Below are 24,675 nucleotides of genomic sequence, written 5' to 3' on the forward strand. Positions count from 1 at the left end.
CACCACCTGTTGGACGTGCGGCTCCAGTCCCGTCACGAGAGGTGGCCGGCGCAGGTGTGACGGTTGTCGTCGCTGTTGGTGCCGTCGGGGCAGATCGTGTTCCGCCAGACGACCCCGCCGATCGACGCGCCGGTCAGGTCCGCGCCGGTCAGGTCCGCGTTGCTGAAGTCGGCGTTGTCGAGCTTGGCGTGGCGCAGATCGGCGTCCCGCAGGTACGCATCGACGAAACGGGCGTTGCGCAGATCGGCGGTGGACTGGGCGGCCGGCGGGTTGGCGGCCCAGGCGAAGGCGACGATGCCGACGGCGGCGACGGCGGTGGCCAGCATCAGTTTGCGCAGGGCGTGCCGGAACTGGCTCTTGAGCGCCTCGTGGGTGGCGGTGTCCTCGATCGCGGTGATTCGTTCGTCGAGGTCGGCGATCCCGGCCGCCAGTCGCGTCCGTACCTCGTCACCGGTCGCCGGCTCGCGCTGCGCAGCGACAAGGTCCTCGCGGGCGGCGATGATGTCGGCCGGCGTGACGAAGCCCTGGAGGTACTTGGGGTTGCGCCGGAAGTGCTCCACGACCGTCGTCAACTCGGACCTTCGCTGCGTCCACGCCTCGTTCAGGTCGCTGACCAGCACCAGTTTCGGGAGCAGAATCTGCACGGCGGTCCAGATGGCGTACACCACAGTGGATAGACCGGCGACCGCGCCCGTCACCGCGACCCACAACCGGGCGTTGTCGACGGAGTCGGGTACGCCGAGCGGAAGTTCGCCGATGCTTGATAGTTGGCTGCCGGCCAGCATTGCCGCACCCACCGCGGCGGCGCTGGCGACCAGCCACTTGGCCGCGTCACGGATGCGGTCGTTGCCCCTCTCGAGGGCGTCGGTGCTGCCGGTGGCTTCCGCGTCAGTGATCATCGCGTTCGATGTCCACGCCGGGCTTCGGGCGGACGATCGGCGGCAGTTGGGCGCTGCCGATCCGACTCGGATCGAGGCCCACCTCGGTCTCGTCCACGCCACGCGTTATCCGGTCGGTGGTTCCGGGCGCGAGGTCGCTGGGCTGCCGGTGCTGGGGAAGGGAAGGGTGCCGTGGCTGCCGCCATGGATAGACGGTCAATCGGATGCGATGTGCGTGGGAGTCCTGGACGGGCGCGAGATGCCACGCTACTTCGCTGTCATTTTCTCGGATGGCCAGGTTCAGTTCCACCTCGACACCGTCGTTGGCGGCACCGGCTGTCGATCGTTGCAGGTCCCGAATGAGCGCGGCCAGTGCGTCGGTCAGTGGGATATCCGGCACTACGCCTCCAACATGGACTTCGACCGGTAGCTACCTACGACTGCACGTTAACGGACCGGCCAGGGCAACGAATCCACCGGTAGGGGTATCGGCGGTGACCTTATGAAGGGAACGAATCGGTGAGTCGGGAATGCGACTCCCCTGAGACGGATCAGGCGGATTCTGCTAGCCATTGACGACCCAATCGACGAGCAAGTATCGATTAATGGCGATCACCCGATGCGCCAGTGCGACCCAGCGGGCATGCGCGCCGGCCGGGCCGGCGGCACGGGCAGGTCGCGGGCGGGAGGCCGCGCCGCGCTGGCGGTGCCGCCGGTCGGAAGGGTGGTGCCGCCGACCACCATCGGCGGGTCTTCGCATGTCCGGAGCCGCCAGCGGGGTGTCGGACGCCGCCCCCGGCGGGGTGTCGGACGCCGCCCCCAGCTTCTTGGCCGAGGTGTGTTCATGCTGGTCGCGGCGGCTTCCGGGAGCCGCGTTCGCGGTCTCGGCAGCACCGGTGTCCCAGGTAACAGTTTGAAAACTTCGCCCACGGTCTTGACACGGAGGGGCCTTCAGTAAGAACTTTTACCACTAACAGTTAACAGTCTTTTCCGAAAGGCGTCCCATGGTTGATCACGAGGCGGACACCTCCGCGGGCACCGCGGTGGCCGACGTCGACGGGGTCGACCGGCGGGGTGCCCTCGGCGTCGCCTCCGACGGGACGCTGGCCCGGGTCCGCACCGGTGCCGCCGAACTGACCGGCGCGCTGCGCCGGGTCGCCGAGCACGTGCTCAGCGACCCGGAGGCGGCGGCCCGCGCGACAATCGTGGAACTGGCCGAACGCAGCGGCACCTCGCCGGCCACGGTCACCCGGTTCTGCCGGGCGATGGGCTTCGACGGCTACGCCGACCTGCGGCTGGGCATCGCCGCCGAGACCGGCCGGGCGCGCTCGGCCGGCTGGACCGTCGACATCGGACGCGAGATCCAGCCCAGCGACCCGCTGGAACGCGTGCTGGAGCAGATCATGGCCGCCGACACCCGGGCCATGCACGACACCGCCGCCCTGCTCGACCTGGCCGAGGTGGAACGGGCGGCGGTGGCGATCGCCGGGGCCGAACGGGTGAACATCTTCGGTGCCAGCGGCAGCGCGCTCGTCGGCGAGGAGATGCAGTTCAGCCTGCACCGCATCGGCGTGGCCGCGTGGGCCTGGAACGACGTGCACTCCGGGTTGGCCTCCGCCGCGCTGCTGCGTCCCGGCGACGTCGCGTTGGGCATCTCGCACAGCGGGCAGACCCGCGAGGCCATCGAGATGCTCGCCGAGGGCGGCAGTCGGGGCGCCACCACCATCGCGCTCACCGGATTCCGCCGGTCGCCGCTCGCCGAGCTGGCCGACATCGTGCTGCTCACCGCCAGCCAGGCCACCACGTTCCGGCCGGACGCGCTGTCGGCCCGACACCCCCAACTTGTCGTCCTCGACCTGCTCTACATCGCCGTCGCCCAGCGCACCCACGACCGCGCCCACGCGGCCTTCCGGCGTACCGCCCAGGCCGTCGACGGGCACAAGGCCGCGAGGGAGGCCAGCGCATGATCAGCGCCCAGGGGTACGCGGACGCCGTCCGGCCGGTCCTCGACCGGCTTGTCGAGCGGGGATCGGAGTCGCTGCACCGCGCCGCCGACCTGATCGCCGGCAGCCTGCGCGACGGCGGGGTGCTCCAGGCGTTCGGTGCCGGGCACTCGGAGGCGTTCGCCGCCGAACTCGTTGCCCGGGCCGGCGGGCTGGTGCCCACCAACCGGATCTCCCTGCACGACCTGGTGCTGCACGGCGACGCTCCGCGTGACGTGCTCGCCGATCCGAAGCTGGAACGCGACCCGGCCATCGCCCACCAGCTCTACGCGATCGCCGCACCCCAGCCGCACGACGTTTTCGTGGTGGCGTCCCAGTCGGGCATCAACGGCTCGGTGGTCGAACTGGCCCTGCTGGTCACCGGGCGCGGTCACCCGTTGATCGCGGTCACCTCGGTCGAGCACACCGGACGGGTGGCGCCGCGGCATCCTTCCGGCCACCGGCTCGTCGATCTCGCCGACGTCGTGCTGGACAACGGCGCGCCGTACGGCGACGCACTGCTGCCGCTCGAGGGCGGCGGCGCGGTCTGTGCGGTCTCCTCGGTCACCTCGGCGCTGCTGGCGCAGCTGCTGACCGCGGAGGTCGTACGACGGTTCCACCAGGCCGGAGAGGTACCCCCTATCTACCTCTCCGCCAACGTCCCCGGTGGGGACGAGCACAACCTCGCCCTCGAGTCGCGGTACGCCGGGCGTCTCCGGCGCACCGCCTGACCCGACATCACAAGGAGAGTCACACGATGTCCGTTACCCCCGATCTCGACCGCCGGACCCTGCTGCGCCGCGCGGCGGCCGCGGGCCTCCTGGTGACCCCGGCCGCCGGTCTGCTCAGCGCCTGCGCCGGCAGCACACCCGACCAGAACAACGACAGCGCCGGGGAGAAGAGCAACGACAACCCCTTCGGCGTGCAGGACGGCAGCGCCGTGAAGGTGGTCATCTTCAACGGTGGGCTCGGTGACGCCTGGGCCAAGGAGGACCAGGCGATCTTCAACGCCAAGTACCCGAACGTCACCGTCAACATGAGTTCCACCCAGAAGATCAAGACCGAAGAGCAGCCGAAGATGGCGACGCAGCCCAGCGACGTCGTGATGAACTCCGGCGCCGACATGATGGACATCAGCACCCTGGTCAACGAGGGTGCCATCGAGCCGCTTGACGACCTGCTCGCCGCCCCGGCCTGGGAGGGTGGCGGCACCGTCGCCGACAGCCTGTTGCCGGGCACCGTCGGCGACGGCACCTACCAGGGCAAGTTCTTCGTGGTGAACGTGGCCTACACGGTCTGGGGCAACTGGTACAACTCGGTGCTGTTCGACAAGGAGGGCTGGACCCCGCCGAAGACCTTCGACGACTTCTTCGCCCTCGCCCCGAAGATCAAGGCCAAGGGCATGGCCCCGTACGTGTACGACGCCGTGCACGGCTACTACCCGCGCTGGGCGCTGATGGCGACGGTCTGGAAGTCCGCCGGCAAGCAGGCCGTCATCGACATCGACAACCTGAAGGAGAACGCCTGGCGGGCCGAGGGCGTCCTGCCGGCGCTGGAGGCGTGGGAGAAGCTGGTCAAGGACAAGCTGCTGCTGCCCGGCAAGCTCGACCACACCCAGTCGCAGCAGGCGTGGCTCGACGGCAAGGCGGCCTTCATCCAGGTCGGCACCTGGCTGAAGAACGAGATGGCGGAGACCATCCCGCCGGGCTTCGAGATGAAGATCTCCGACTACTGGGGCCTGGGTGCCACCGACAAGGCACCCAACGACGTCTACGCCGGTGCCGGCGAGGGCATCGTCGTCCCGGCCAAGGCGCCGAACAAGGCCGCCGCCAAGGAGTTCCTGCGCGCGGTGCTGTCCAAGGCCGGCTCGGCGAAGTTCGCCGAGCTGACCAAGTCCCTGGCGTCCACCAAGGGCTCCGGCGACAACGTCCAGGACGCCGCCCTCGCCAGCGCCAACGAGCTGATGAAGAACGCCAGCTCGGACCTGATCTCGATCAAGCTCTGGAACTTCTACGCCGACCTGGACAAGGAGAGCCAGAACCTGTCCGCCGAGTTGATGGCCGGCCGGTTGACCGCCGCGCAGTTCGTCGACAAGATGCAGGCCGCCGCCGACAAGGTCGCCAAGGACTCGTCGATCACCAAGCAGACCCGCGACGCCTGATCCGAACGGAAAGAGTGAGTCCCATGCGGCACGGTGTTGCGCGTTTCGTCACGGGTTTCCTGGCCCTGCCGGTCGGGCTGTACCTCTTCTACGTGGTGTGGCCCTTCCTCCAGGCCGCCGGGTACTCGCTGACCGACTGGGGAGGTTACTCCGACAGGCAGCAGTTCGTCGGGCTGGACAACTACCTCCGGCTCTTCTCCGACGAGCTGATCAGGAAGGCGTTCTGGCACAACGTCTTCTTCCTGATCACCGTGCCGCTGTTCACCATCGCACTGGCCCTGTTCCTCGCGTTCCTGCTCAATGTGGGCGGACGCGAGGACAAGGCCGGCATCCGGGGAGTGTTCGGCTCCGGCCTGTACAAGGTGATCTTCTTCTTCCCGCAGGTGTTGTCCCTGGTCGTCATCGCGGTGATGTGGCAGCAGATCTACCGCGCTGACGGCCAGGGCCTGATCAACGGCATGTTGATGAAGATCGGACTGGTCAGCGAGGACGACCCGATCACCTTCATGTACGACCCGGAGCCGTTCCTCGGCGTACCGGCGGTGCTGTGGTGGCTGCTGCTGATCGCGGTCTGGAGCGGGGCCGGCTTCTACATGGTGCTGTTCTCCGCGGCCATGCAGTCCATCCCGAAGGACGTCTACGAGGCGGCCATCCTCGACGGCGCCGGCCGGTTCCACACGTTCTTCCGGATCACCCTGCCGCTGCTGCGGGACACCGTCTCGGTGGCCTGGGTCTACCTGGGCTTCATCGCCCTGGACATGTACGCCCTGGTGTTCGTCATGACGCCCAGCCAGGGCGGCCCCAACCACGCAAGTGAGATCTTCGCGTCGGTGCTGAACTTCACCGCCTTCCAGAAGGGCCAGTTCGGCTACGCCTGCGCGATGGGCGTGGCACTGGCCATCTTCACGATCCTGCTGGCCGCCCTCCAGCTGAGGATCACCCGTCGTGAGCGGATCGAGTACTGAGGAGACCTGGACGATGAGCACGGTGACCCACACCCCGGGTGGCCTGGCCGGCCCCGACCAGACTCCACCACCGGCCCGTACGCCGCCGCAGCGCGCCGCCGTCGGTGGCGGCCGGGCCGGGGCGCGATTCTTCAACGGCTTCTCGCACCTGTTCCTCGCCGTCTGGGCGATCATGGTGGTCTACCCGCTGCTGTGGGTGGTGATGTCGGCGCTCAAGACCGACTCGGAGGTCATCCGCAAGCCGCTGTCGCTGATCCCCGAGCGGTTGCAGTGGGACAACTTCGCCCGGGCCTGGACCGAGGGGCACATCGGGTCGTTCTTCCTCAACACCATCCTGGTGCTGACCGGCAGCGTCTTCCTCACCATGCTGCTCGGCTCGATGGCCGCCTACGTGCTCGCCCGCTACGAGTTCCGCGGCAACCGGCTGATCTACTACATGTTCCTGTCCGGACTGACGCTGCCGATCTACCTCGCCGCGGTGCCGCTGTTCAAGGGCGTCTACAACACCGGCGTGGTGCTGCCGTTCCTCGGCCCGAACAGCCACCTCATGCTGATCCTGGTCTACGTGGCCTGGTCGCTGTCGTTCACCGTCTTCTTCATGCACTCGTTCTTCCGTACCCTGCCGACCGCGATCGCCGAGGCGGGCATGGTCGACGGCGCGTCGCACAGCCGGTTGTTCTTCAGCGTGATGCTGCCGATGGCCAAACCGGGCCTGATCAGCATCGGCATCTTCAACGTCCTCGGCCAGTGGAACCAGTGGTACCTGCCGACCCTGCTCATGCAGTCGGTGGCCGGCGAACCGAAGAACCAGGTCATCTCCCAGGGCCTGATCGAGCTGTCGGTCAACCAGGGCTACCGCTCCGACTGGTCCGGCCTGTTCGCCGGGGTCACCATGGCGATGCTGCCGGTGCTCATCGTCTACATCGTCTTCCAGCGTCAGGTGCAGTCCGGCCTCACCGCAGGCGTCAGCAAGTAGCCCCGCACACCGCCGTGCAGGGCGCGCTCGGTCCGGGAACCAACGGCCTCCCCGTGAGTCCGACAGGTCCCGGACCGAGCGCGCGACACATCAGTCGAGGGTGATCCCCAACTGGTCGCGCAGGGCCGCACGCCCGGCGGCGGTGAGGCGTACGGCGCGGCCGGACCCGATGCGTACCACCCACCCGTTGCCGAGAAACAGCTCGCACAGCTTCGCGCCGACCAACCCGCCGAGGTGCTCCCGGCGTTCCGTCCAGTCGAGGCAACCCCGGACCAGCGGCCGGCGGCCCGGCCGGGACTGCGCCGGATCCCAGCCGATCAGGTCGATCAGCCAGGACCGGCCGGCCGGGGTGAGCGCGAAGCCGCCGCCGCAGTCCAGCAGCCCCCGCCCGATCATCGCCTCGGTCACCGTCACGCCGAGCCGTCCGGCCAGGTGGTCGTAGCAGGTACGGCCCCGGCGCAGGGCCGCGCTGGCGGTGGCCGCCCGCAACCCACCGGTCCGGACGGGACGCGGTTCGAACCGGGCCGACAGGTCCTCCAGCAGTTGCGCCACCGACGGGTCGGCGAGCTGCACGTACCGGTGCCGGCCCTGGCGCCGCTCGACGAGCAGGCCGCCCTCGACGAGCCGGTGCAGGTGCGCGGTGGCGGTGGAGGGCGCGACACCCGCGTGTGCGGCGAGTTCGCTCGCGGTCCACGCCCGGCCGTCGAGCAGGGCGAGGCAGATCCCCGCGCGGGTCTCGTCGGCCAGCAACGCCGCGAGCGCGGCGAGGTCAGCAGCGGAGGTCACCGGCCCATTGTCGGGTACGACGGTTCGGCGTTGGCCGAAGGATCGTGGCCGTAGCCTTCGCCGCATGCAGGAGATCCACGGCCGCGCGGCGGCCCTCGCGGTGCTTACCGACCCGACGTTCGTCGTGCCGCCCGTCCCACCCGCGTCCACCGGCGTCGCCTGGCTGCGCGCCACGGTGAGCCGGTTCAGTTCGGGCAGCGGGTACGAGCGGCGGCGCGGGTTGTCCGTCGCGATCCTGGACGCGATCCCGCCGGACTCGCTACGCCATGCCGGTGACTCCCACCCGGTGGCGGTCCTGGCTCACCGGCTGGGAGTGACCCATCCCGTGGTGGAGTTGATCCGCGACGTGGCGCAGGCGTACCAGCCCGGCACCGGCGACGAATCGCGAGCCGACACCGCCGTGCACCGGCTGGTAGCGCTGTTCGGCGGCAGGTTCGACGAGCCGACCGCGGCCCGCATCGGCGTGCTCGTCCAGGCGTGCGAAGCGACGGCCGCCCTGATCGACCGGACCCGGTACCGTCGCGTCGACGATGTGCTGCGCGACGATCCGCCGGTGCCGGCGACCAGGCGGCAGGCGACGGTCACCGTCACCGTGGCCGGCATGACCGTCGAGGCCGGCGCGGTCGTGCGGGTACCCCTGGCCGGTGACCTGGCGTTCGGCGCGGGACCTCGGCGCTGCCCCGGCCGCGCCCACGCCCTGGCGCTGGTGGCTGGAGCACACGAATGAGCGGTTTCGCGGCGCTGCACCGCACCGGTGAGCCGCTGGTTCTACCGAACGTCTGGGACGTCGCGTCGGCCCGGTTCCTGGTCGAGGCCGGATTCGCCGCACTCGGCACCACAAGCCTCGGCGTCGCGGCCACCAATGGCCTGCCCGACGGCGCGGGTGCCACCGGGGCCGAGACCCTGACGCTCGTGCGCCGGCTGGCGGTACTGCCGGTACACCTCACTGTCGACATCGAGACCGGATCGGTCGCCACGGCGGTCGCGGTGGCCGAGGCCGGCGCGGTGGGCGTCAACGTGGAGGACGCGATGGGCCCGGCACCCGAGCACGCGGCACTGATCCGGTCGGTGAAGCGGGAAGCGCCGGGGCTGTTCGTCAACGCCCGGACCGACACGCACTGGCAGCGAAACGGTGACCTGACGGAGGCGGTGAGTCGGATCCGACGCTACGCGGACGCCGGTGCGGACGGCGTCTTCGTCCCCGGTCTGGCCGAGCCCGCCGACATCGCGGCGGTCGTCGCCGCCGTAGACGTACCGGTGAACGTCCTGTTCCTGCCGGACCGGCACACCGTGGCCGCCCTGGCCGAGCTGGGTGTGCGGCGGATCAGCACCGGCTCTCTGCTGTTCCGGGCGGCCTTGGCCGCCGTCGTGGACACCGCGACAGCGGTACGCGACGGGGGCACCGTACGCCCCGACCTCCCGGCGTACGCCCGGGTCAACGTCGGGTCCGGTGAGCGCGTCGCCCGGGCGCCCGGGTAGGCGCGCCGGACGTCGTGCTCGGTCACTCCCCACCGGTCAGCGAGCATCGGTCCGCCGGCCGGCCCGGCCCAGCACCAGCGTGGTGCGCAGGTCGAGTGTCACGGTGCCGCCGAGGTCGTCGACAAGTCGGCCGAGCGCGGCCAGGCCGCGTTGCTGCTGCTCCGGTGGCCGGGTCAGGAACGGCCCGAAGGTCCGTACCAGGTCGAGGTAGCGCTGCCTGTCCAGTGGCAGTTCGCGACGGAAGACCTCCTTGTGGACGTCGAGGAACTGCCCGTGTTCGACGACGTCCTGATGGAACCAGTCCGCGGGCCGTTCCCGTACCGTCGGATCGATCGCGCGCAGCGCGGCTCGGATCGCCGCTCGCTGCTCGGGATCGGCGTAGTCGTAACGATGCCCGAAGATCGCCAAGGTGCCACCCGGCGTGAGTGCCTGCCGGGCGCGCGGGTTGCGGGTGGCGGGATCCAGCCAGTGCCAGGCCATGGCGCAGGCCAGCACGTCGACCCCATCGGCGGGCGGCACCCATTGTTCGAAGGTGTCGCCGTGGACACGAGCGTGGGGAAACCGCGTGGCCAGCAGTGCCGCCATTCGCGGATCGGGTTCGAGGCAGATCAGGGGCGCGCCGATCCGGGCGAGTACCTCGGTGCCCTTGCCGGTGCCGGCACCGATCTCGACCACCGAAGCCGGCGTGCCGCCGTGGTAGGCGACGAGTCGGTCGGCGATCTCGGGCGGATAGCCCGGCCGGACGCTCTGGTACAGGTCGGCTGTCGAGCCGAAGACGTCCACCACCGCACTCCTTTCGGTCACCGCGTCGCATTCGCGTCGGGTAGGGAATCGATCGCGGCCTGGCTGCCCTCGCTCAGGTCCATGCCCAACGCCTGAAGCATCACCACCAACGCGCCGAGCGCGAGGGTGCCCCGCAACTCCTGCGGTCCGGCGCTGGACAGCCGCCCGGCATGGTTCAGGGTCCGGCCGATCACGGCCCGGCAGTGTGCCGCGACCACGTCGTCGGAGCGGGCCGCCGCGCACGCCTGCAACCACAGGCCGGTGACGACGCCGTCGGCGATCAGCGTCCGGAAGCCGGCACGCATCGCCGGCAGCGGGTCGTCCGGGTGCTGGGCGGCCGTCTGGTCGAGCACCTGCCCGATCCGGGCCTCCAGCTCGTCCAGGCAGGCCAGGAAGAGGTTGCGCTTACTGCCGAAAAGCCGGAAGACGTACGGCTGTGACACGCCCATCCGGTCGGCCACCTGCTGTATCGACGCCGTCGTCAGCCCGTGGTCGGCGAAGACCCGCATGCCGATGTCGATCGCGTCCGCACGTCGCTGTCGGGCCGTGCTGCGTTGTTCCACCACACCCGGAGCCTGTCACTAGTAAGCACTTACAAACAAGACCGTGGCATCCGCCGGCCGGCCCGTCCGTGACAGTGGTTCCGCTCAGGACGTGGTCGTTGCGCCGGTGGTGGGTCGCGGCGCGGGTTGGAACAGTTCGATCAGGTTGCCGGCGGGGTCGGTGAGCAGGATCTGCCGTCCACCCGGGCCGGTGACCAGCTCGCTGCGGAACGACACTCCACTGCGGCGCAGTCGAGCGATCTCGGCATCCAGGTCGTCGACGACGAGGTGGATGCGGTTGCGCCCAGCGGCGGCGGTGTCGGTGGGGGTGGCGCGGGCGCCGGAGCTGGTCGGCCCGGACAGCAGCAGCCGTAGTGGGCCGCGCACCACGTCGGCGAAGGCGGGGGCGGCACTTGTGTGCAGGGTGAAGCCGAGATAAGCGGTGTAGAAGTCGACTGCGGTGCTGACGTCGTCGACCAGGTAGCGGACGCTCGCGTACTGGGTGGGTGCTGTCATGGCCGGATCTCCTTCGTGGGTGGGGCGGCGGTGAGCACGGGCAGCAGATGTCTGACCCGGGTGTCGATGTCGTCGGCGGCGCGTTGGAAGGCGGGATAGTCGGCGTCGGCCGTCGTGGTGGGATCGGGGACGCTCCAGTGGACCCGACGGGGCTCGTGGGCGAAGTCGGGGCAGACCTCCCGGGCCTTGTCGCACAGGGTGATGACGTAGTCGTACCGGTGACGGGTGACCGTGTCGAGGTGCCGGGGCCGCTGCCCGGCGACGTCGACGCCGAAGCTGTCGTGCAGTACGCGTACGGCCTGCGGATGCAGGCTCGGCCTGGGTCGGGTGCCGGCACTGACAACCCTGACCCGGTCGTCGGCGTAGCGGTGCAGCAGCGCCTCGGCGATCGGTGAGCGGGCGCTGTTGCCGGTGCACACGAAGAGCACGTCGAGCTTCCGCGAGCGCCGCCGATCCGCCGGGGGAGGTGCTGTCGCGGCGAGCAACGCGGGGTGCAGGGCCCGGCCGGTGTCGGCCAGCGCCCGCGCGCAGGCGTCCAGATCCAGGTGGTAGTAGCTGTCACGGCCGTCGAAGCTGCTGCGTGAGGCGTTGACGAGCCCGCCGTCACGCAGCAGCCGAAGGTGGTAGGAGACCAGGTTCTGCGGCTCGCCGACCATCGCCACCAACTCCCGGACCCGGAGATCGCCGGTCGTCAGCTCGGTCAACAGCCGCCAGCGCAGCGGATGGGCGGCCAGGCGCAGGAACGACGGAGTGGTACGGCTCGATGACGCCACGACCTGACATTACATCAAATCAGCTTGATGAGTCGTACCTATCCCGGCCTACGCCACCACCCCGCTCGCCTACCGGGCCGCGTTCCAGCAACGTTGATCCACTCGGCTGATGGCCTCGCCTGGTCCGGTGGGGCCGTGCCATCCGTGTTGTTCCATGGCGGCGCCGGTGGCGGGCCACCAGTGACATCGCGTCATGTGTGTGCCTGCCGGATGTCATGGTGCGGTGGTGACGTGGCGGCCCTTTCAGCAGGACCCGGTACGGGCTGAGATTGATGACATGTCCACCACACCGTTGCCTCAGGCGCGTCATCGACCGGCGGTCGACAGATCCCGACCCTTCGGTGCCCACCTGCGGATGAGCTGGTGGAAGCCGCTCGTGGTCATCATCGTGCCGCCGCTGGCCATGCTGATCTTGCAGGTGCTGTTCTACCTGGCGGTCGGCGTCGTCGAGGGCAGCGACGACCCGATGGCAGCCACCTTCACGCCGCTGAAGTTCCTAGCCGTCAACGTCAGCGTGGGCCTGGCCGGCGTACTGGCGCTTCTGCTCCTCGCCTGGCTCGCGAAGGTGCCGTGGCGCAGTCTGATCAGCTCACCGCGAGCATTCGACGCCCACCGCCTGGCGCGGTACCTGGTCGGCGCGGCGCTGCTGGTCGGTGCCGGGATCGGGGTGGTGGCGCTTGTCGCACCCGAAGCGCCCGGCTGGACCACCTTCGGGGTCACCGGCACGACTGTCGCCATGCTGGTGATCATCGTGCTGAGCACGCCGGTCCAGGCCACCGGCGAGGAGTTGATGTTCCGAAGCGCGGTGCTGCCCGCCGCCGCGTCCTGGGTGCGTGCGGTGAAGCCGGCCCTGGTCGTCGGGCTCGTGATCTCCGGCCTCGGCTTCGCCGTGGTCCACGGCTCAACCGATCCCTGGCTGTTCGGTTACTACACCGTGTTCGGCTTCGCCACCGGACTCATGGCCATCATCAGCCGGGGTATCGAGGCACCTGTCGCGTTCCACATCGCCAACAACGTCCTGTTCACGGCCGTCAACACGGTGATGGCGGGCGGCGAGGGCTTCGCGATCGACAGGTCCACCGACACCGGCGACGCGTCCCTGCTGATCCTCGCCGTCGTCAACCTCGCCATGGTGGTGCTCGTCTGGCTGCGCGAGCGGCGCATCCGGGCCCGGAGTTGACCCCCGTCGCTTCGCGCAACATCGGGTGAGCCGTTTTGTGTGGACCGACCCGCAGCCAGGCCCTGCCTCGGAATGGCAAGGTGGTGTCCATGGACAGGAAGCAGGTCGCCGACTGGATCGCCGGCTATGAGCGGGTGTGGCGGACGCCGGGCACGGAGGCGCTCGGCACGCTCTTCACCGAGGACGCGAGCTACCAGCAGGGGCCGTACTGGACCCCGGTTGTCGGCCTGCCGGCCATCGCCCAGATGTGGGAACAGCAGCGTAAGGGCCCCGACGAGGTGTTCCAGATGACCGGTGAGATCGTCGCCGTCGACGGTGACACCGCTGTGGCGCGCCAGGAGGTCCGCTACGGCGACCCGGTCGACCAGGAGTACCGCGACCTCTGGGTCATGCGATTCGCCGACGACGGACGTTGCCGGTCGTTCGAGGAGTGGCCGTTCTGGCCGGGACAGCAGCCGGCCACCTGATCAGGAGCGGCCGGACCACCGGCCTCAGCCAGATGCTGGACGGACTCAGGTGGCGCTCGCGGCGATGGCCGCGTACCTGCGGTCCGGGCGTTCCGGAAACTGCTGTTGCAGGCGCTGACGTTCGGTGAAACCGGCGCGGGCCAGGCGGGCGGAGAACTCGTCGGCGGGCCAGCGGTACGCGGTGCGGACCTTGTGGTCGAACTCGGCCACCTCGTCGTCGCTGTCGAAGAAGCCGATCACCAGCCTCCCGGCAGGCGCCAGCAGCCGGCGGAACTCGGCGAGCGCGAGGTCCAGTTCCGCTGGCGGCAGGTGAATTGTCGAGTACCAGGAGAGGATGCCGGCCACCGAGTGGTCGGGGACGTCCAGGTCGGTCATCGAACCGAGCCGGAAGACCGGCCCGGGAAAGTTCGCCCGGGCATGATCGATGAACTCACCGACCAGGTCGACGCCGGTCACGTCGGCACCGAGTGAATGCAGGTAGCCGCTCCAGTGACCGGGGCCGCAACCGAGATCGAGCACCGGTCCGTCCAGCCCGGCGAGGTGGCCCCGGATGAGGGCGAGGTCGTCGACGTGGGCCTGCCAGTCACCGTCGAACAGTGCGATGTACTGCGCTGACATTGACGAGTAGGCATCCCGTACCGGCTGGTCGCTCACCGCGACACGGTAGCCCGTCGCGAGGTGCTCAGGCGCGGCTGAGTACGGCGGCTCAGGCGGAGCGCGGCGGCCGGTTCATATGTTGGCACCCATGACCCCGACCATCGAACTTGAGCGCCTCGTCCGGACGTCAGACCTGCACGGCCTCGCCAGGCGGATGCAGCAGGCCGTCCTCGCCGCCGGCGCGCGGCCCGCGCACGACGATGTCCCCGAGGGCGTACGCGAGGAGCAGAACCGCGAGCGCCGGTCGCGTTGATCCGCCGGCCTCTGCTCAAGCATCCAGCCGATGAGTGCAGAGCCCGATTGGCGCGAATGCGCAGGCAAATGCATGCATTGCGGTCAACCAGGACCGACTCTGCTCGCGCCCGGCGGACCCGGCATCGCCATGCGCCGCCGAGCCCAGGGGAGTGGCGTTGTTCTACTGGTCGGTGAACGCGCCTGCGCGGGCGGCGGTGGCCGTGCTGCGGGCGACAAGTTCGGGAAGGTGTGCGTCGGCCGCCGTTCGCAGAAGCACCAGCTCGTGATACAGCGGAGCGGTCGCGGCGATGAGCAGCCGGCGCGCATCGGTGCCCGCCGGTATCTCACCGCGTTCGACGGCGCGCCGCGCGATGTCGGCGCAGCGGTCGTACCGGTCGGTCCAGAAGTCGCGCAGGGCCTCGGCGGCCTGCGCGGACCGGAACGAGGCGGCGATGAGAGCGACGGTCACCGGGTCGGCGGTCAGCGCTGCGTGAACCTCGTGGTTGACCGCGACCAGGTCGCCTTCGAGGGAACCGGTGTCGGGCGGGCGCCACGCGTCGACGCTCGCCTCGTGCAGGACGTCCGCCAGCAGGCCACCGACATCCCGCCAGCGCCGGTACACCGTCGTGCGGTGCACCCCCGAGCGCTCGGCCACCGTGTCGATGCTCAGGGAGTCGTAGCCGTGCTGCACCAACTGGGCGAGCGTGGCGTCGAGCACGCGGTGACGGACCGCCGCGCTGCGCCCACCGGGCCGGCGCGCGCGGCGGGTCACGGACACGTCGGGAACTTCGCTTGTCGGTCGCGGCGATGCCATGCCACGATGTTATCGCGACAACCGTAGTTTTAACGAGTGAGGATTCTCTTGGCACCTGACCCGACGGCCCTTCACCCGGTGGCGACGCATCCACGCGTGGTGTTCCTCAAGGCGTTGGTCGCGTCCCCCAAGATCGTCGTCGGGGACTACACGTACTACGACGATCCCGATGACGCGACCGGCTTCGAGCGGCACAACGTGCTCTACGGCTACGGACCGGAAAAGCTGATCATCGGCAGGTTCTGCGCGATAGCGGCAGGAACCCGGTTCCTGATGGCCGGCGGCGACCACCCGGTCCTGGGCCCGTCCACCTTCCCCTTCACCCTCTTCGGCGGCGAATGGGCCGAGCGGACCCTCGACGTCGTGCGCGCCATGCCCAGCCGAGGTGACACCATCGTCGGCAACGATGTGTGGTTCGGCTACCGGGCCACCGTCATGCCGGGCGTACGCATCGGCGACGGTGCGATCATCGCGGCCGGCGCGGTGGTCACCTCCGACGTCCCGGCCTACACGATCGTCGGCGGGAATCCGGCGCGACCGGTCCGGCGCCGCTTCAGCGACCAGGACATCCACCGGCTGCGGCGGGCCGCGTGGTGGGACTGGCCTGCCGATCTGGTCAACCAGCACTGCCGCACCCTGATGACCGGCACACCCGCCGAGATCGAACGCGTCGCCATCGAGAACGGACTGGAGCGAGCCCTGTGACATCCGTAGTCATCGAGGAACACGCAGTGACCGACACCGGCCGTGGCCTGTACGCCGTCACCACCGGACCCGACGGCGCCCTGTGGTTCACGCTCGCCCACAGCGGCCAGATCGGACGCATGGTCCCCGGCGAGGCGCCCACCACGTACCAACTCGACCCTGCCGGGCAGCCCACGATCATCGTCACCGGCCCCGACGGCGCGCTGTGGTTCAGCGAGTCTCGGGCCCACCGCATCGGCAGAATCACCACCGACGGTGTGACCACCCGATTCCCCGTACCCAGCCGCGACGGCGGGCCGTACGGCATCGCCCCCGGGCCCGACGGCGCACTGTGGTTCACCGAGATGAACGCCGATCGCATCGGCCGGATCACCACCGGCGGCAGATTCACCGATTTCCCGTTGCCGGTCACCGGCGCGTACCCGTCGGCCATCACCGCCGGCGCTGACGGCGCAATGTGGTTCACGATGAACCAGGCGAACGCGATCGGCCGGATCGACACGGACGGCACCATCACCACGTACCCGCTGCCGACGAAGGCCGCCGCCCCGGTAGGCATCACCGCCGGCCCGGACGGTGCCGTCTGGTTCGTCGAGATCGCTGCCGGCCAGATCGGACGGATCACCCCCGACGGCACTATCGACGAGTTTCCGCTACCGGACCGCGCCGGCCGGCCCCACGCCATCACCAGCGCTGACAGCGGCGACCTGTGGTTCACCGAATGGGGAGGCAACCGGATCGGCTCCATCACCGCGGACGGGAAGGTCGAGGTTCATGACCTGCCGACCCCGCGCTCCGAGCCGCACGGCATCACCATCGGACCAGACGGCGCCCTGTGGGCGGCGCTGGAAACCGGTGCCCTGGCCCGCATCGTCACCGCTGGAAGCTGAGCACCCACCCTCCTGCCCTCACGGCAACCGCGCGGCGCGTTCGTGGCGGTCGACTGCTCGGGCGTGGGCGATGGCGAGGAGTCGGTCGACCTCGGGCAGCATGTGCGGGCCGGGCATGACGATGCTGCCGAAGCCGTACCGCGCGTAGCCCGGGTGCGGTACGGGCGTGTCCAACCGGGCGAAGTCGAATTCGTGCCGGTGGTCCTCGAAAGCCTTCGGTGAAAAGCCGAACAGGCTCTCGAACTCGGTTCGGCCCAGGTCCAGGTTGAGGCGGAAGACGCCGGGACGGTCGAGTTGGGAGGCGTCGTCGAAACCGGGCACGTCGTGCTCGACGAGAGTGGCGAACGGCTGGCGGCGGTCGGGGCCGACGTAGAAGAACCGGTCGCCCCAGGCTCCCTCGGGCGACCCGTTCTCCTCGCTCGCCACGACCTGCTCGACGCCGGGCAGTGTGAGAATCCGCTCGGCGAGCACTGCCGCATCGACACCGGTCGGGATGTGCAGCACCGCGTCGGCGTGGTCGATGGTGGCCTGATCCAGCGGGAAGTAGCGGTAGTCGTGCGTTCTCCGTTCGGCCGCTGCTATCTCGGCTGCCCGGACGTACCGCGGGAGCGTGGTGTCCTGCTGGAGTCTGCCTTCGTAGGTTGACCGGGCGGGGGCCTCGATGCCGAGCGCGGGGGAGGCGCCGAGGCTGCCGACGATCACCGCGTACCGGTCGGTGAGCAACGAGGCGACGATGGCGCCCGCACCGGCCCACGAGACGTCCGTTCCGGCCATGGTCATCGTGCTCGATTGACGCTGGAGGTGAGTGTTGTGCGCGAACACCAGTGTGGGCCCGCGGTGTGCCTCGGCCGAGCGGATCGCGAGCAGGTTCTCGGCCATCAGCGCGTCCCGGACCCCGGCCAGGCGGGCGAAGCGTTCGTCCTGCTCCAGCGGCGCGGCAGCCGCTGCGTGGTAGCGCAGCACCGCGACAGCGGACGTGGCGTGCACGAACGCTGTCTGCCAGCCCTCGGCCAGTCGGGGTGCGTTCAGGTACAGCTCGGTCAGCAGGTCGTCGGCGATCACCCGCAGGCGCTGGGCGTCGGCCGAGCGCCCGACCGACCTACCGGGCTCCCAGACCGCTGCCGTGTCGCTCCACCGAGCCTCATCCCCGACCAGGCCGTCGATCTCCGCTGATCGGTCGAGGCCGAGGAAGTCGCAGACCCGAATGAGGTAGCGCCGAGGGCTCGGGGCGCCCTCGATCTCCAGCGGGGCGTCGAAGCCGTGGAACGTCAGGCGCTCGGCGGCCGACCGCCCGACGTTCCACTCGCGCATGCGCAGCAGCAGGTCACGGTTGGCCGGGGCGGCGCCGAGCCCGTGGCTGAACCCTTCGGCGAGCGCCCGGTCGAGGGTGACGGCGGTGCTGCCCTGGACGAACTCGTCTGCGACAAGCCCCGCCGCCCGGTCGCTCTCCAATGCGATCGACCGGTAGCCCTGCTCGGCCAGGGACATGAAGGTCTCGTTGCGGATCTGGAGGAAGGCGGACTCACCGTGCGTCGGCTCGCCGAGTGCGAGCAGCGTCGGCGGTACGGCAAACAGGTCGAGAAGGGAGGTCATTTCATCAACCGTATCGTTGAACCTCCGGTTGAGACTTGAGAGCGACGGAGCACGGTGAAGGCCACCAAACCCTCCAACCCAGGGGTACGCCGACCAGTCGACCTCGCGCGCCGGCACGGCCTCTCCCCGCAGGCCGTGCGTAACTACGAACGAGATGGCGTCCTGCCGACGGCCCAGCGCAGCCCCACCGGCTACCGCCGGTTCACCGAAGTGCACGCCAAGGCGCTGAGCGCCTACCTCGCGCTGATCGCGGGCCACGGCTACCCGGCCAGCGGCGAGATCATGCGTGCCGTCAACCGGGGCGACATCGACGCCGCGCTACGCACGATCGACGGCAGTCACGTCCTGCTTCAGCGTGACCGAGAGACCCTGGACGCGGTCGAGGCGGCGGTCGCCATCCTCACCGGTTCGCAGCGGCAACCGCAGAGCCGGAGAGCCGTGCCGATCAGCGTGCTGGCCCACCGCCTCGGCGTACGACCGGCGACCCTGCGCAAGTGGGAACGGGCTGGCATCCTGCAGCCGGCACGTGAGCCGGCGACCGGCTACCGCCGCTACTCACCGGACGACGTCCGCGACGCCGAACTCGCTCACCTGCTGCGCCGCGGCGGATACCGGCTCGACCACATCGCCGGTGTGCTGCGTCGGGTGCGCGAAGCCGGTGGCACCGAACCGCTCGTCGCGTCGCTGCGCCAGTGGCGGGAGCAACTCACCACCCGTGGCCGAGCCATGCTCGTCGGGGCCGCCCGGCTCGCCGAGTACCTCGACGCCGACACCGGGTCCGCCGTCGGCGCTGAACCACGCCGGCTCGATGTGGAGCCCTGGCGTCTTCGTGGTGGCTACGGCGGTCAGTAGCGGATCAACCGGTGCAGCCGGAGGAACGTCTCGGTGAAGCCGAGCTTCGGCCATGCTCGCGAGGAGAGCAGATTTGTCACCCGCCAGTCCGTGACCACGCTGTCGAACCCGGCCGACGCCGCCCAGTCGATGACGGCTGCGCCGAGGGCCCGGCCGGCGCCGACGCCACGGGCGTGCGGGAGGACCGCCGCGAACCCGAGGAACCCGGCGCGCTCCGGGCGGGCCAGGCTCAGGTGTGCGCTCGACTGTTCCAGGGCGCAGCCGACCGCCGAACCGATGACCTGGCCGTCGGTTTCGGCCACGAATGTGGCGTACGCCGGGTTGTCGATGTCGGCGGTCCATTCGGCGACGGCTTCCTCAAGCGTGCCCATTGGGCCGGCGGAGAAGGTCGGCGACTGTCCCTGGTGCCGCGGCAACTCAAGATCGAGCTGGGCGAGTGCCGGGATGTCGGCCCGGGTCGCGCGGCGCACCGACGGCCCGGTCGGCATGGCCGTTGCCGGCCGGATGGCGTGCGCGTGCTGCTGGCCGAAGCCCAGCCGGAACCAGGCCCGCACCAGTTCCGCGTCGTGCGCCGGCACGACCACGTAGTGCGCCGTGCGGCCCTCGTCGACCCAGCGGGCGGCGGCTGCCGCGTACAGGTCGCGCATCAGCTCGGGGTCGTTGACCGCCAGCCCGGCGGCCTCCACCCAGATGTTCGGCCCCCACAGCGGTGACGGCTTCGGGGCGCCGAGAACGAAGCCCACCGGGACACCGGCGCGGTACGCGACAGCTCCCGACGCGTCAGGCGTCTCGTACGCGGCGGTCAGCTCCGCCAGGGTCGCGGTGGCGTCCTCGAACCGGGCGGACAGCAGTGGCTGTGCGCCGCGGTGCCGGCGGTGCCGGTCGGCGAGCAACGGGGCGCAGGCAGCCAGGTCGACAGCCGTGAACGGCCGTAACTCGGTCGGGGACATGGCCGGCACCCTACGGGGCCACCGGCGTCGAGGTCATCCTGGTTTCGGCGGTGCGGGCGGGGCCTCGGCGAGAACCGGCTGCCGCAGGATGGTGCGCTGTTTTTCGGGTGCTACCCGTCGGAAGTCACTGAGATAGATCTCGTGGTGCTTACCGGTCATCCGTAGCCCCTGGGCGGGGATGAACTCGTCGTGCAGGTGGGCGAGCACGGCTGCCTCGTCATCGAAGGAGCCGACGTGCAGGGTCTGCAAGCACCGCCCTTCGGACAGGGTCTCCAGCCGGATGTCATCGAGGCGTGCGGGCTTGTTCTTGGCCCCGGCCTGCTCGGCGGCGGTGTCGACAAATGCCGTGTCGATCCAGTCGGGGACCATGAGCAGCAGGGTCCAGCTCCACAGTGACTTGTCCCGTGACGTGGTGAAGGCGGCCATGTCGTCGGCCCACCACAGGCCCTCCAGGGGTGGGACGACGTAGTCACGCCCGAGGTCGCGTTTGCTGGCGAACTTGAGTTTGTACGCCACCGGGTAGAGCGCTTCGACAGCGGTGGTGAAGGTCGGTGAGGTGTTGGGGTCGCCCTGACCGTCGATCATGAGGTAGCGCATGTCGGGTACGTCCACGATCCGGAACCGTCCCCGTGGCGCCTGGTAGGCGTCGACTGTCTTCTTGAAGTCAATCTTGGCTGTCATCGGTTTCCTGGACCGGGTCGAGCGGGGCACCGCCGAAGCCGACCTCGTTGCCGTCGGGGTCGCGGTAGATCACCTTGCGCACGCCGTTCTCGTACGTCTCTCGCGAGGCAGGTTGGATTCCCCGGGCGGCCATGTCTGCCACCCGCCTGTCGAGGTCGTCGACGAACACGGTCTGCAGGGCGTGGCCGGCCCGCTCGGGCAGTTCCTCGATGTAGAGGTAACGGTGCTCGGCAAGCTCCCACACCGCCTCCGTGTCATTCGGCACGAATGTGGGTGCGGAGCCCAGCAGCCGCTCGTACCAGGTGAGGGCACGTTGATAGTCGCTCACGGGGATCCCGGCGAAGAGGTCTACAGTCACGCGGTCACGCTAACCCGCCCTACCGACACACCCGAAGAACCGACGCCGCCGGCCTCGCCGGTGGCATCAGGACCGGGCCCGGAAGGGGGCCAGGGTGGCACGGATCTGGTCGCCCGCGCCCCAGACGTCGTCGAACTGGGCCAGCACGGCGAGGTGCTGTCGTAGTTGGACGATCGGCATGCGATCCCGCCAATCGTCGTCGAGGGAGGTCAGCTCCGCGTAGACGTCGAAGAACCGTTGTGCCTCGGGTGGGGGCGAGGTGGACCACACGTGGGCGAGGTCGACCTCGGCCCACATGTAGGACACGGCCGGGTCGATGAGCGCGGGCTGCCCGTCCGGGGTGGCCAGCACGTTGTGGGCCCACAGGTCGCCGTGTGTCAGGCAGGCCGGCCGGTCCGGCAGCAGGTCGGGCAACCTGTGACACAGCCGCTCCAGTGCCGCCCGGTCCGTGGGGTCGAGTGCCGCGTCGACGCGGGGCTCCCCGAGCCAGCGCAGCAGCCGGTGCTGCGCGAAGAACGTGAAGCCGTCGTCCGCCCAGGTGTTGACCTGCCGGCAGCGGCCCAGCCAGTTGTCACGGTGCCACCCGAAGCGCGGGTGGGTGGTGCCCAGGTGCAGGCGGGCGAGGGTGTGCGCGAACCGCTCCCAGAAGCTCCGGCTGGGTGGCCTCGGCCGCAGCACCGACAGCACGAGCAGCTCCCGGCCCGCCAGGATCACCTCGGGGGTGGCCACACCGCCGAGGTCGCGCAGGGCGACGAGCCCTTCGGCCTCCGCGACGAAGACGTCGTCGGCCGGCGCGTCGGCGAGGGCCTTGACGAACACCGGTGGCGCGTCTCGACGGGTGGCGATGCCCGCGAGCGCGGCGACTCCACCTGTCGTCGGCTGCACCGTGACGACGTCCCGAATCCCGGCCCGGCGCAGCTGGTCCAGCAGGAAGGTCGTCAGGGACATCGCGACGGACTCCTCCCGGGCGAGACGCTCTGGCCGACAGATCGTATTGCGGCGGGCTGCCGGTGACGTCAGCGCTCCAGGTATGCCGTCAGTCGGTCGGCGAGTTGCCTGGGATGGCTGAGTGCCACGGCGTGGCAGCCGTCGATCTCGTCCGGGACGACACCGAGTCGGTCGGCGGCCACCCGCGTTGGAAGTCCACCGGGAAGAACCGGTCATCGCGCGCGATGAGCACCTTCGTCGGCACGTCCGGCCAGGCCTCCAGCGGCCACGGCTCGTGCCACTCGGTGCTGGCCTGCTCCCGTACGTGTGCCCCAGCCTCCGCGACGACCTCGGCCGGCACGCCGTCGTAGAACTGCTGCTCCTCGGTGAGACTTTCGGTGCCGCGGTAACCGGTGTTGTCCCACCAGTCCTCGGGCGGTTCGCCCGGGCGCGGGATCATCGGCGTGAGCAGCACGATCAGCCGCACCGGCAGCTTGTCGGCAAGCAGCGGTGCGGTGAACGCCCCGTAAGACTGGCCGACGACCACCAGATCGCTTCGCTCGCCGATCGCGTCGACCACCGTGTCGCGGAACTCGGCGAACCCCGCCGAACGGTCCTCGATCGGCAGCTCCGGCACCACCACGTCGTGGCCACGGCCGGTCAGCTCCGGGACCAGCCGATGCCAGTCCCAGGCGCTGCCGCCGCCGCCGTGGATCAAAACGAAAGTCGCCATGTCCCGGAGCCTGCCACGCGGGTACGACGGCAAGGGCCGGCGTGGGTGTGTCGCAGGGTCCGGGCAGAATCGCGTTCGTGCTGGTGGCGGTGGTGTCTGACGAGCGGGGCGGGGGAGTGCTGCAACCCCTCGACCCGGCGGGCGCGCCGCTGTCCGGGCCCGAGGCGGTCGTCGACCTGCCCGCCGCAGTGGCCGCGCGGGAGCGCACCGACCAGCCGCGCTGGGTCTGGGCGTCCGGTGCGGCGCTCTACCCGGCGCTGCTGCGCGCCGGGGTGACGGTGCGGCGGTGTCACGACGTGGAGCTGACCGAGGCGCTGCTGCTCGGGTACGCCGGCCGGTGGGGTGAGCCGCGTGCGCTGGCGGCGGCGTGGGCACGGCTGACCGGCGCGCCAGTTCCGGCTGATCCGCCGCCTCGGGTCGCCACGCCGCCCGGTGCCGGTCAGGCCGCGCTCTTCGACGCCGTGCCCGGGCCGCCGGGTCCGGGCATCACCGCGTTGACCCGGGTGTACACAGACCAGCTCGACCGGGTCGCGGCGACCGACGACCCCTGGCGGTTCCGCCTGCTGGTGGCGGCCGAGTCGGCAGGTGCGCTGATCGCGGCCGAGATGGGGGCGGCCGGGCTGCCCTGGCGGGCCGACGTGCACGACGCGGTCCTGGCCGAGCTGCTGGGTGAGCCGTCTCCGGTGGGCGGGCCGCCGCGCCGGCTGGCGGAGCTGGCCGGGCGGATCGCCGAGGCGTTCGGGGTGCGGCAGGTGCACGCGGACAGCCCGGCCGAGCTGCTGAAGGCGTTCGCGCGAGCCGGCGTGGAGCTGCCGAACACCCGGGCCTGGGTGCTGCGCGGGGTTGATCATCCCGCGGTGCCGCTGGTCCTGGAGTACAAGGAGCTCTACCGGATCTGGACGGCGCACGGCCGGGCCTGGCGGGACGCCTGGGTGCGCGACGGCCGGTTCCGGCCGGAGTACGTGCCCGGCGGGGTGGTGTCGGGGCGTTGGGCCACCCGGGGCGGCGGCGCGTTGCAGATCCCCAAGGTGATCCGCCGGGCGGCGGTGGCCGACCCGGGATGGCGGTTCGTGGTGGCCGACGCCGGGCAGCTGGAGCCACGGGTGCTGGCGGCCGTCTCCGGTGACGCCCGGCTCGCCGCCGCCGGGGCGACGGGTGACCTGTACGCCGCGCTGGCCCGGGACGCGTTCGGCGGTGACCGTGGTCGCGCCAAGCTGGCGCTGCTCGGCGCGATGTACGGGCAGACCGGTGGATCGGCGGTGCCCGCCCTGGCGGTGCTGCGGCGCAGCTATCCGACAGCGTTCGGGCATGTCGAGGCCGCGGCGCGGACCGGTGAGACGGGTGGGTTGGTGCGGTCCTGGTTGGGGCGGACCTGCCCGCCCGGTACGGCGGGATTCGGCGCCGACGACGACGGCCCGGCAGACCCGGAGGTGACCGGTGAGGTGCAGTCGCCCCGGGCCCGGGCGGCCCGCTCCCGGGGCCGGTTCACCCGTAACTTCGTCATCCAGGCCACCGCGGCCGAATGGGCGTCCACCCTGCTCGCGGTGCTCCGCGGTGAGCTGGCCGACACCCGGGCGGAGCTGGTCTTCTTTCAACACGACGAGGTGATCGTGCACTGCCCGGCGGGGCAGGCCGAGCAGGTCGCCGAGGTGGTGGAGCAGGCCGGCCGGCGAGCGACCGCGCTGCTGTTCGGGGACACTCCGGTCCGCTTCCCGTTGGATCTGTCCGTCGTGGAGTGCTACGCCGACGCCCTCTGAGTGCGGGTAGACGAACTTCCGATCACCTTGGACAAA

At 70.3% G+C, this 24,675-nt stretch carries 29 protein-coding genes; 15 read left to right on the plus strand and 14 right to left on the minus strand.

The window, feature by feature from the left end:
• Window positions 1-32: 32 nt before the first annotated feature.
• Window positions 33-899 carry a pentapeptide repeat-containing protein gene (locus tag CLT74_RS30600; RefSeq protein WP_199172039.1) on the minus strand — a complete coding sequence of 289 codons (867 nt, stop codon included), beginning with the start codon at window positions 897-899 and terminating at the stop codon, window positions 33-35.
• Between CLT74_RS30600 and CLT74_RS30075 the strand changes: the two genes are divergently transcribed.
• The 6 genes from CLT74_RS30075 to CLT74_RS01405 all read left to right on the plus strand — a co-directional run bounded on the left by CLT74_RS30075 (window position 892) and on the right by CLT74_RS01405 (window position 6,962).
• Window positions 892-1,308, plus strand: coding sequence for a hypothetical protein (locus tag CLT74_RS30075; RefSeq protein WP_143697008.1), 417 nt, complete (start codon window positions 892-894; stop codon window positions 1,306-1,308). The two genes, CLT74_RS30600 and CLT74_RS30075, sit on opposite strands and share 8 nt — an antisense overlap.
• 574 nt (window positions 1,309-1,882) lie before the next feature.
• Complete coding sequence (locus CLT74_RS01385) at window positions 1,883-2,845, plus strand: MurR/RpiR family transcriptional regulator (RefSeq protein WP_099844921.1); 963 nt, start codon at window positions 1,883-1,885, stop codon at window positions 2,843-2,845.
• Window positions 2,842-3,591, plus strand: coding sequence for a sugar isomerase domain-containing protein (locus CLT74_RS01390; protein ID WP_099844922.1), 750 nt, complete (start codon window positions 2,842-2,844; stop codon window positions 3,589-3,591). Before CLT74_RS01385 ends, CLT74_RS01390 begins: the two co-directional genes overlap by 4 nt.
• A gap of 26 nt (window positions 3,592-3,617) precedes the next feature.
• Window positions 3,618-5,021, plus strand: a complete 1,404-nt coding sequence (ngcE, locus tag CLT74_RS01395; protein WP_099844923.1) for an N-acetylglucosamine/diacetylchitobiose ABC transporter substrate-binding protein — start codon at window positions 3,618-3,620, stop codon at window positions 5,019-5,021.
• 23 nt (window positions 5,022-5,044) lie between these two features.
• Window positions 5,045-5,986, plus strand: a complete 942-nt coding sequence (locus CLT74_RS01400; protein WP_093407322.1) for a carbohydrate ABC transporter permease — start codon at window positions 5,045-5,047, stop codon at window positions 5,984-5,986.
• Window positions 5,987-5,999: 13 nt separating this feature from the next.
• Window positions 6,000-6,962: a carbohydrate ABC transporter permease gene (locus tag CLT74_RS01405; protein WP_099844924.1), complete on the plus strand. Its 963-nt coding sequence runs from the start codon at window positions 6,000-6,002 to the stop codon at window positions 6,960-6,962.
• 90 nt (window positions 6,963-7,052) lie between these two features.
• On the opposite strand, the gene CLT74_RS01410 is transcribed toward CLT74_RS01405, so the two are convergent.
• Window positions 7,053-7,748 carry a winged helix-turn-helix domain-containing protein gene (locus CLT74_RS01410; protein ID WP_486581887.1) on the minus strand — a complete coding sequence of 232 codons (696 nt, stop codon included), beginning with the start codon at window positions 7,746-7,748 and terminating at the stop codon, window positions 7,053-7,055.
• Between the two features lie 64 nt (window positions 7,749-7,812).
• Here CLT74_RS01410 and CLT74_RS01415 point away from each other — a divergent pair, with 64 nt between their 5' ends.
• Complete coding sequence (locus tag CLT74_RS01415; RefSeq protein ID WP_099844926.1) at window positions 7,813-8,475, plus strand: hypothetical protein; 663 nt, start codon at window positions 7,813-7,815, stop codon at window positions 8,473-8,475.
• Window positions 8,472-9,227, plus strand: coding sequence for an isocitrate lyase/PEP mutase family protein (locus CLT74_RS01420; protein WP_099844927.1), 756 nt, complete (start codon window positions 8,472-8,474; stop codon window positions 9,225-9,227). The genes CLT74_RS01415 and CLT74_RS01420 overlap by 4 nt, the downstream gene beginning before the upstream one ends.
• A 36-nt stretch (window positions 9,228-9,263) precedes the next feature.
• Here the strand turns inward: CLT74_RS01420 and CLT74_RS01425 are convergent, their stop codons facing one another.
• The 4 genes from CLT74_RS01425 to CLT74_RS01440 all read right to left on the minus strand — a co-directional run bounded on the left by CLT74_RS01425 (window position 9,264) and on the right by CLT74_RS01440 (window position 11,841).
• Window positions 9,264-10,031 carry a methyltransferase domain-containing protein gene (locus CLT74_RS01425; protein ID WP_099844928.1) on the minus strand — a complete coding sequence of 256 codons (768 nt, stop codon included), beginning with the start codon at window positions 10,029-10,031 and terminating at the stop codon, window positions 9,264-9,266.
• Entirely contained in the window at window positions 10,028-10,576 is a 549-nt protein-coding gene (locus CLT74_RS01430; RefSeq protein ID WP_099844929.1) for a TetR/AcrR family transcriptional regulator, read from the minus strand. Before CLT74_RS01430 ends, CLT74_RS01425 begins: the two co-directional genes overlap by 4 nt.
• 81 nt (window positions 10,577-10,657) lie before the next feature.
• Window positions 10,658-11,068, minus strand: coding sequence for a VOC family protein (locus tag CLT74_RS01435; RefSeq protein ID WP_099844930.1), 411 nt, complete (start codon window positions 11,066-11,068; stop codon window positions 10,658-10,660).
• Window positions 11,065-11,841, minus strand: a complete 777-nt coding sequence (locus tag CLT74_RS01440; RefSeq protein ID WP_099844931.1) for an arsenate reductase/protein-tyrosine-phosphatase family protein — start codon at window positions 11,839-11,841, stop codon at window positions 11,065-11,067. Before CLT74_RS01440 ends, CLT74_RS01435 begins: the two co-directional genes overlap by 4 nt.
• Window positions 11,842-12,118: 277 nt before the next feature.
• Between CLT74_RS01440 and CLT74_RS01445 the strand changes: the two genes are divergently transcribed.
• Both CLT74_RS01445 and CLT74_RS01450 read left to right on the plus strand, forming a co-directional pair.
• Entirely contained in the window at window positions 12,119-13,021 is a 903-nt protein-coding gene (locus tag CLT74_RS01445; RefSeq protein WP_099844932.1) for a CPBP family intramembrane glutamic endopeptidase, read from the plus strand.
• Between the two features lie 89 nt (window positions 13,022-13,110).
• Complete coding sequence (locus tag CLT74_RS01450) at window positions 13,111-13,488, plus strand: nuclear transport factor 2 family protein (RefSeq protein WP_099851091.1); 378 nt, start codon at window positions 13,111-13,113, stop codon at window positions 13,486-13,488.
• Window positions 13,489-13,533: 45 nt separating this feature from the next.
• On the opposite strand, the gene CLT74_RS01455 is transcribed toward CLT74_RS01450, so the two are convergent.
• Complete coding sequence (locus CLT74_RS01455) at window positions 13,534-14,142, minus strand: class I SAM-dependent DNA methyltransferase (RefSeq protein WP_486581888.1); 609 nt, start codon at window positions 14,140-14,142, stop codon at window positions 13,534-13,536.
• Window positions 14,143-14,233: 91 nt separating this feature from the next.
• Here CLT74_RS01455 and CLT74_RS30335 point away from each other — a divergent pair, with 91 nt between their 5' ends.
• A complete protein-coding gene (locus CLT74_RS30335; RefSeq protein ID WP_158240162.1) occupies window positions 14,234-14,398 on the plus strand; it encodes a hypothetical protein in 165 nt (54 codons plus the stop codon).
• A 162-nt stretch (window positions 14,399-14,560) separates the two neighbouring features.
• On the opposite strand, the gene CLT74_RS01460 is transcribed toward CLT74_RS30335, so the two are convergent.
• Complete coding sequence (locus CLT74_RS01460) at window positions 14,561-15,097, minus strand: TetR/AcrR family transcriptional regulator (RefSeq protein ID WP_199172298.1); 537 nt, start codon at window positions 15,095-15,097, stop codon at window positions 14,561-14,563.
• 132 nt (window positions 15,098-15,229) lie between these two features.
• Between CLT74_RS01460 and CLT74_RS31010 the strand changes: the two genes are divergently transcribed.
• Window positions 15,230-15,898, plus strand: a complete 669-nt coding sequence (locus tag CLT74_RS31010) for a CatB-related O-acetyltransferase (RefSeq protein WP_486581889.1) — start codon at window positions 15,230-15,232, stop codon at window positions 15,896-15,898.
• Window positions 15,895-16,788 carry a virginiamycin B lyase family protein gene (locus tag CLT74_RS01470; RefSeq protein ID WP_099844936.1) on the plus strand — a complete coding sequence of 298 codons (894 nt, stop codon included), beginning with the start codon at window positions 15,895-15,897 and terminating at the stop codon, window positions 16,786-16,788. The genes CLT74_RS31010 and CLT74_RS01470 overlap by 4 nt, the downstream gene beginning before the upstream one ends.
• Before the next feature lie 18 nt (window positions 16,789-16,806).
• Here the strand turns inward: CLT74_RS01470 and CLT74_RS01475 are convergent, their stop codons facing one another.
• Window positions 16,807-18,381 carry an erythromycin esterase family protein gene (locus CLT74_RS01475; RefSeq protein WP_099844937.1) on the minus strand — a complete coding sequence of 525 codons (1,575 nt, stop codon included), beginning with the start codon at window positions 18,379-18,381 and terminating at the stop codon, window positions 16,807-16,809.
• Between the two features lie 54 nt (window positions 18,382-18,435).
• On the opposite strand from CLT74_RS01475, the gene CLT74_RS01480 reads away from it, so the two are divergent.
• The gene (locus CLT74_RS01480) at window positions 18,436-19,233 is read left to right on the plus strand and encodes a MerR family transcriptional regulator (RefSeq protein WP_099844938.1); all 798 of its coding nucleotides are present in this window, start codon (window positions 18,436-18,438) and stop codon (window positions 19,231-19,233) included.
• Here the strand turns inward: CLT74_RS01480 and CLT74_RS01485 are convergent.
• The 5 genes from CLT74_RS01485 to CLT74_RS01505 all read right to left on the minus strand — a co-directional run bounded on the left by CLT74_RS01485 (window position 19,227) and on the right by CLT74_RS01505 (window position 22,882).
• A complete protein-coding gene (locus CLT74_RS01485; RefSeq protein WP_099844939.1) occupies window positions 19,227-20,183 on the minus strand; it encodes a GNAT family N-acetyltransferase in 957 nt (318 codons plus the stop codon). The genes CLT74_RS01480 and CLT74_RS01485 overlap by 7 nt on opposite strands.
• A 33-nt stretch (window positions 20,184-20,216) precedes the next feature.
• Window positions 20,217-20,864 (minus strand): GyrI-like domain-containing protein, encoded by a 648-nt coding sequence (locus tag CLT74_RS01490; protein WP_099844940.1) that lies wholly within the window; start codon window positions 20,862-20,864, stop codon window positions 20,217-20,219.
• A complete protein-coding gene (locus CLT74_RS01495; RefSeq protein ID WP_099844941.1) occupies window positions 20,848-21,222 on the minus strand; it encodes a VOC family protein in 375 nt (124 codons plus the stop codon). Before CLT74_RS01495 ends, CLT74_RS01490 begins: the two co-directional genes overlap by 17 nt.
• A gap of 66 nt (window positions 21,223-21,288) precedes the next feature.
• Complete coding sequence (locus CLT74_RS01500; protein WP_099844942.1) at window positions 21,289-22,170, minus strand: fructosamine kinase family protein; 882 nt, start codon at window positions 22,168-22,170, stop codon at window positions 21,289-21,291.
• 88 nt (window positions 22,171-22,258) lie between these two features.
• Window positions 22,259-22,882 (minus strand): alpha/beta hydrolase, encoded by a 624-nt coding sequence (locus tag CLT74_RS01505; RefSeq protein ID WP_486581890.1) that lies wholly within the window; start codon window positions 22,880-22,882, stop codon window positions 22,259-22,261.
• Window positions 22,883-22,929: 47 nt separating this feature from the next.
• Here CLT74_RS01505 and CLT74_RS01510 point away from each other — a divergent pair, with 47 nt between their 5' ends.
• Window positions 22,930-24,639, plus strand: a complete 1,710-nt coding sequence (locus CLT74_RS01510; RefSeq protein WP_099851093.1) for a bifunctional 3'-5' exonuclease/DNA polymerase — start codon at window positions 22,930-22,932, stop codon at window positions 24,637-24,639.
• Window positions 24,640-24,675 lie beyond the last annotated feature (36 nt).

It is taken from the genome of Verrucosispora sp. CNZ293 (assembly GCF_002754655.1).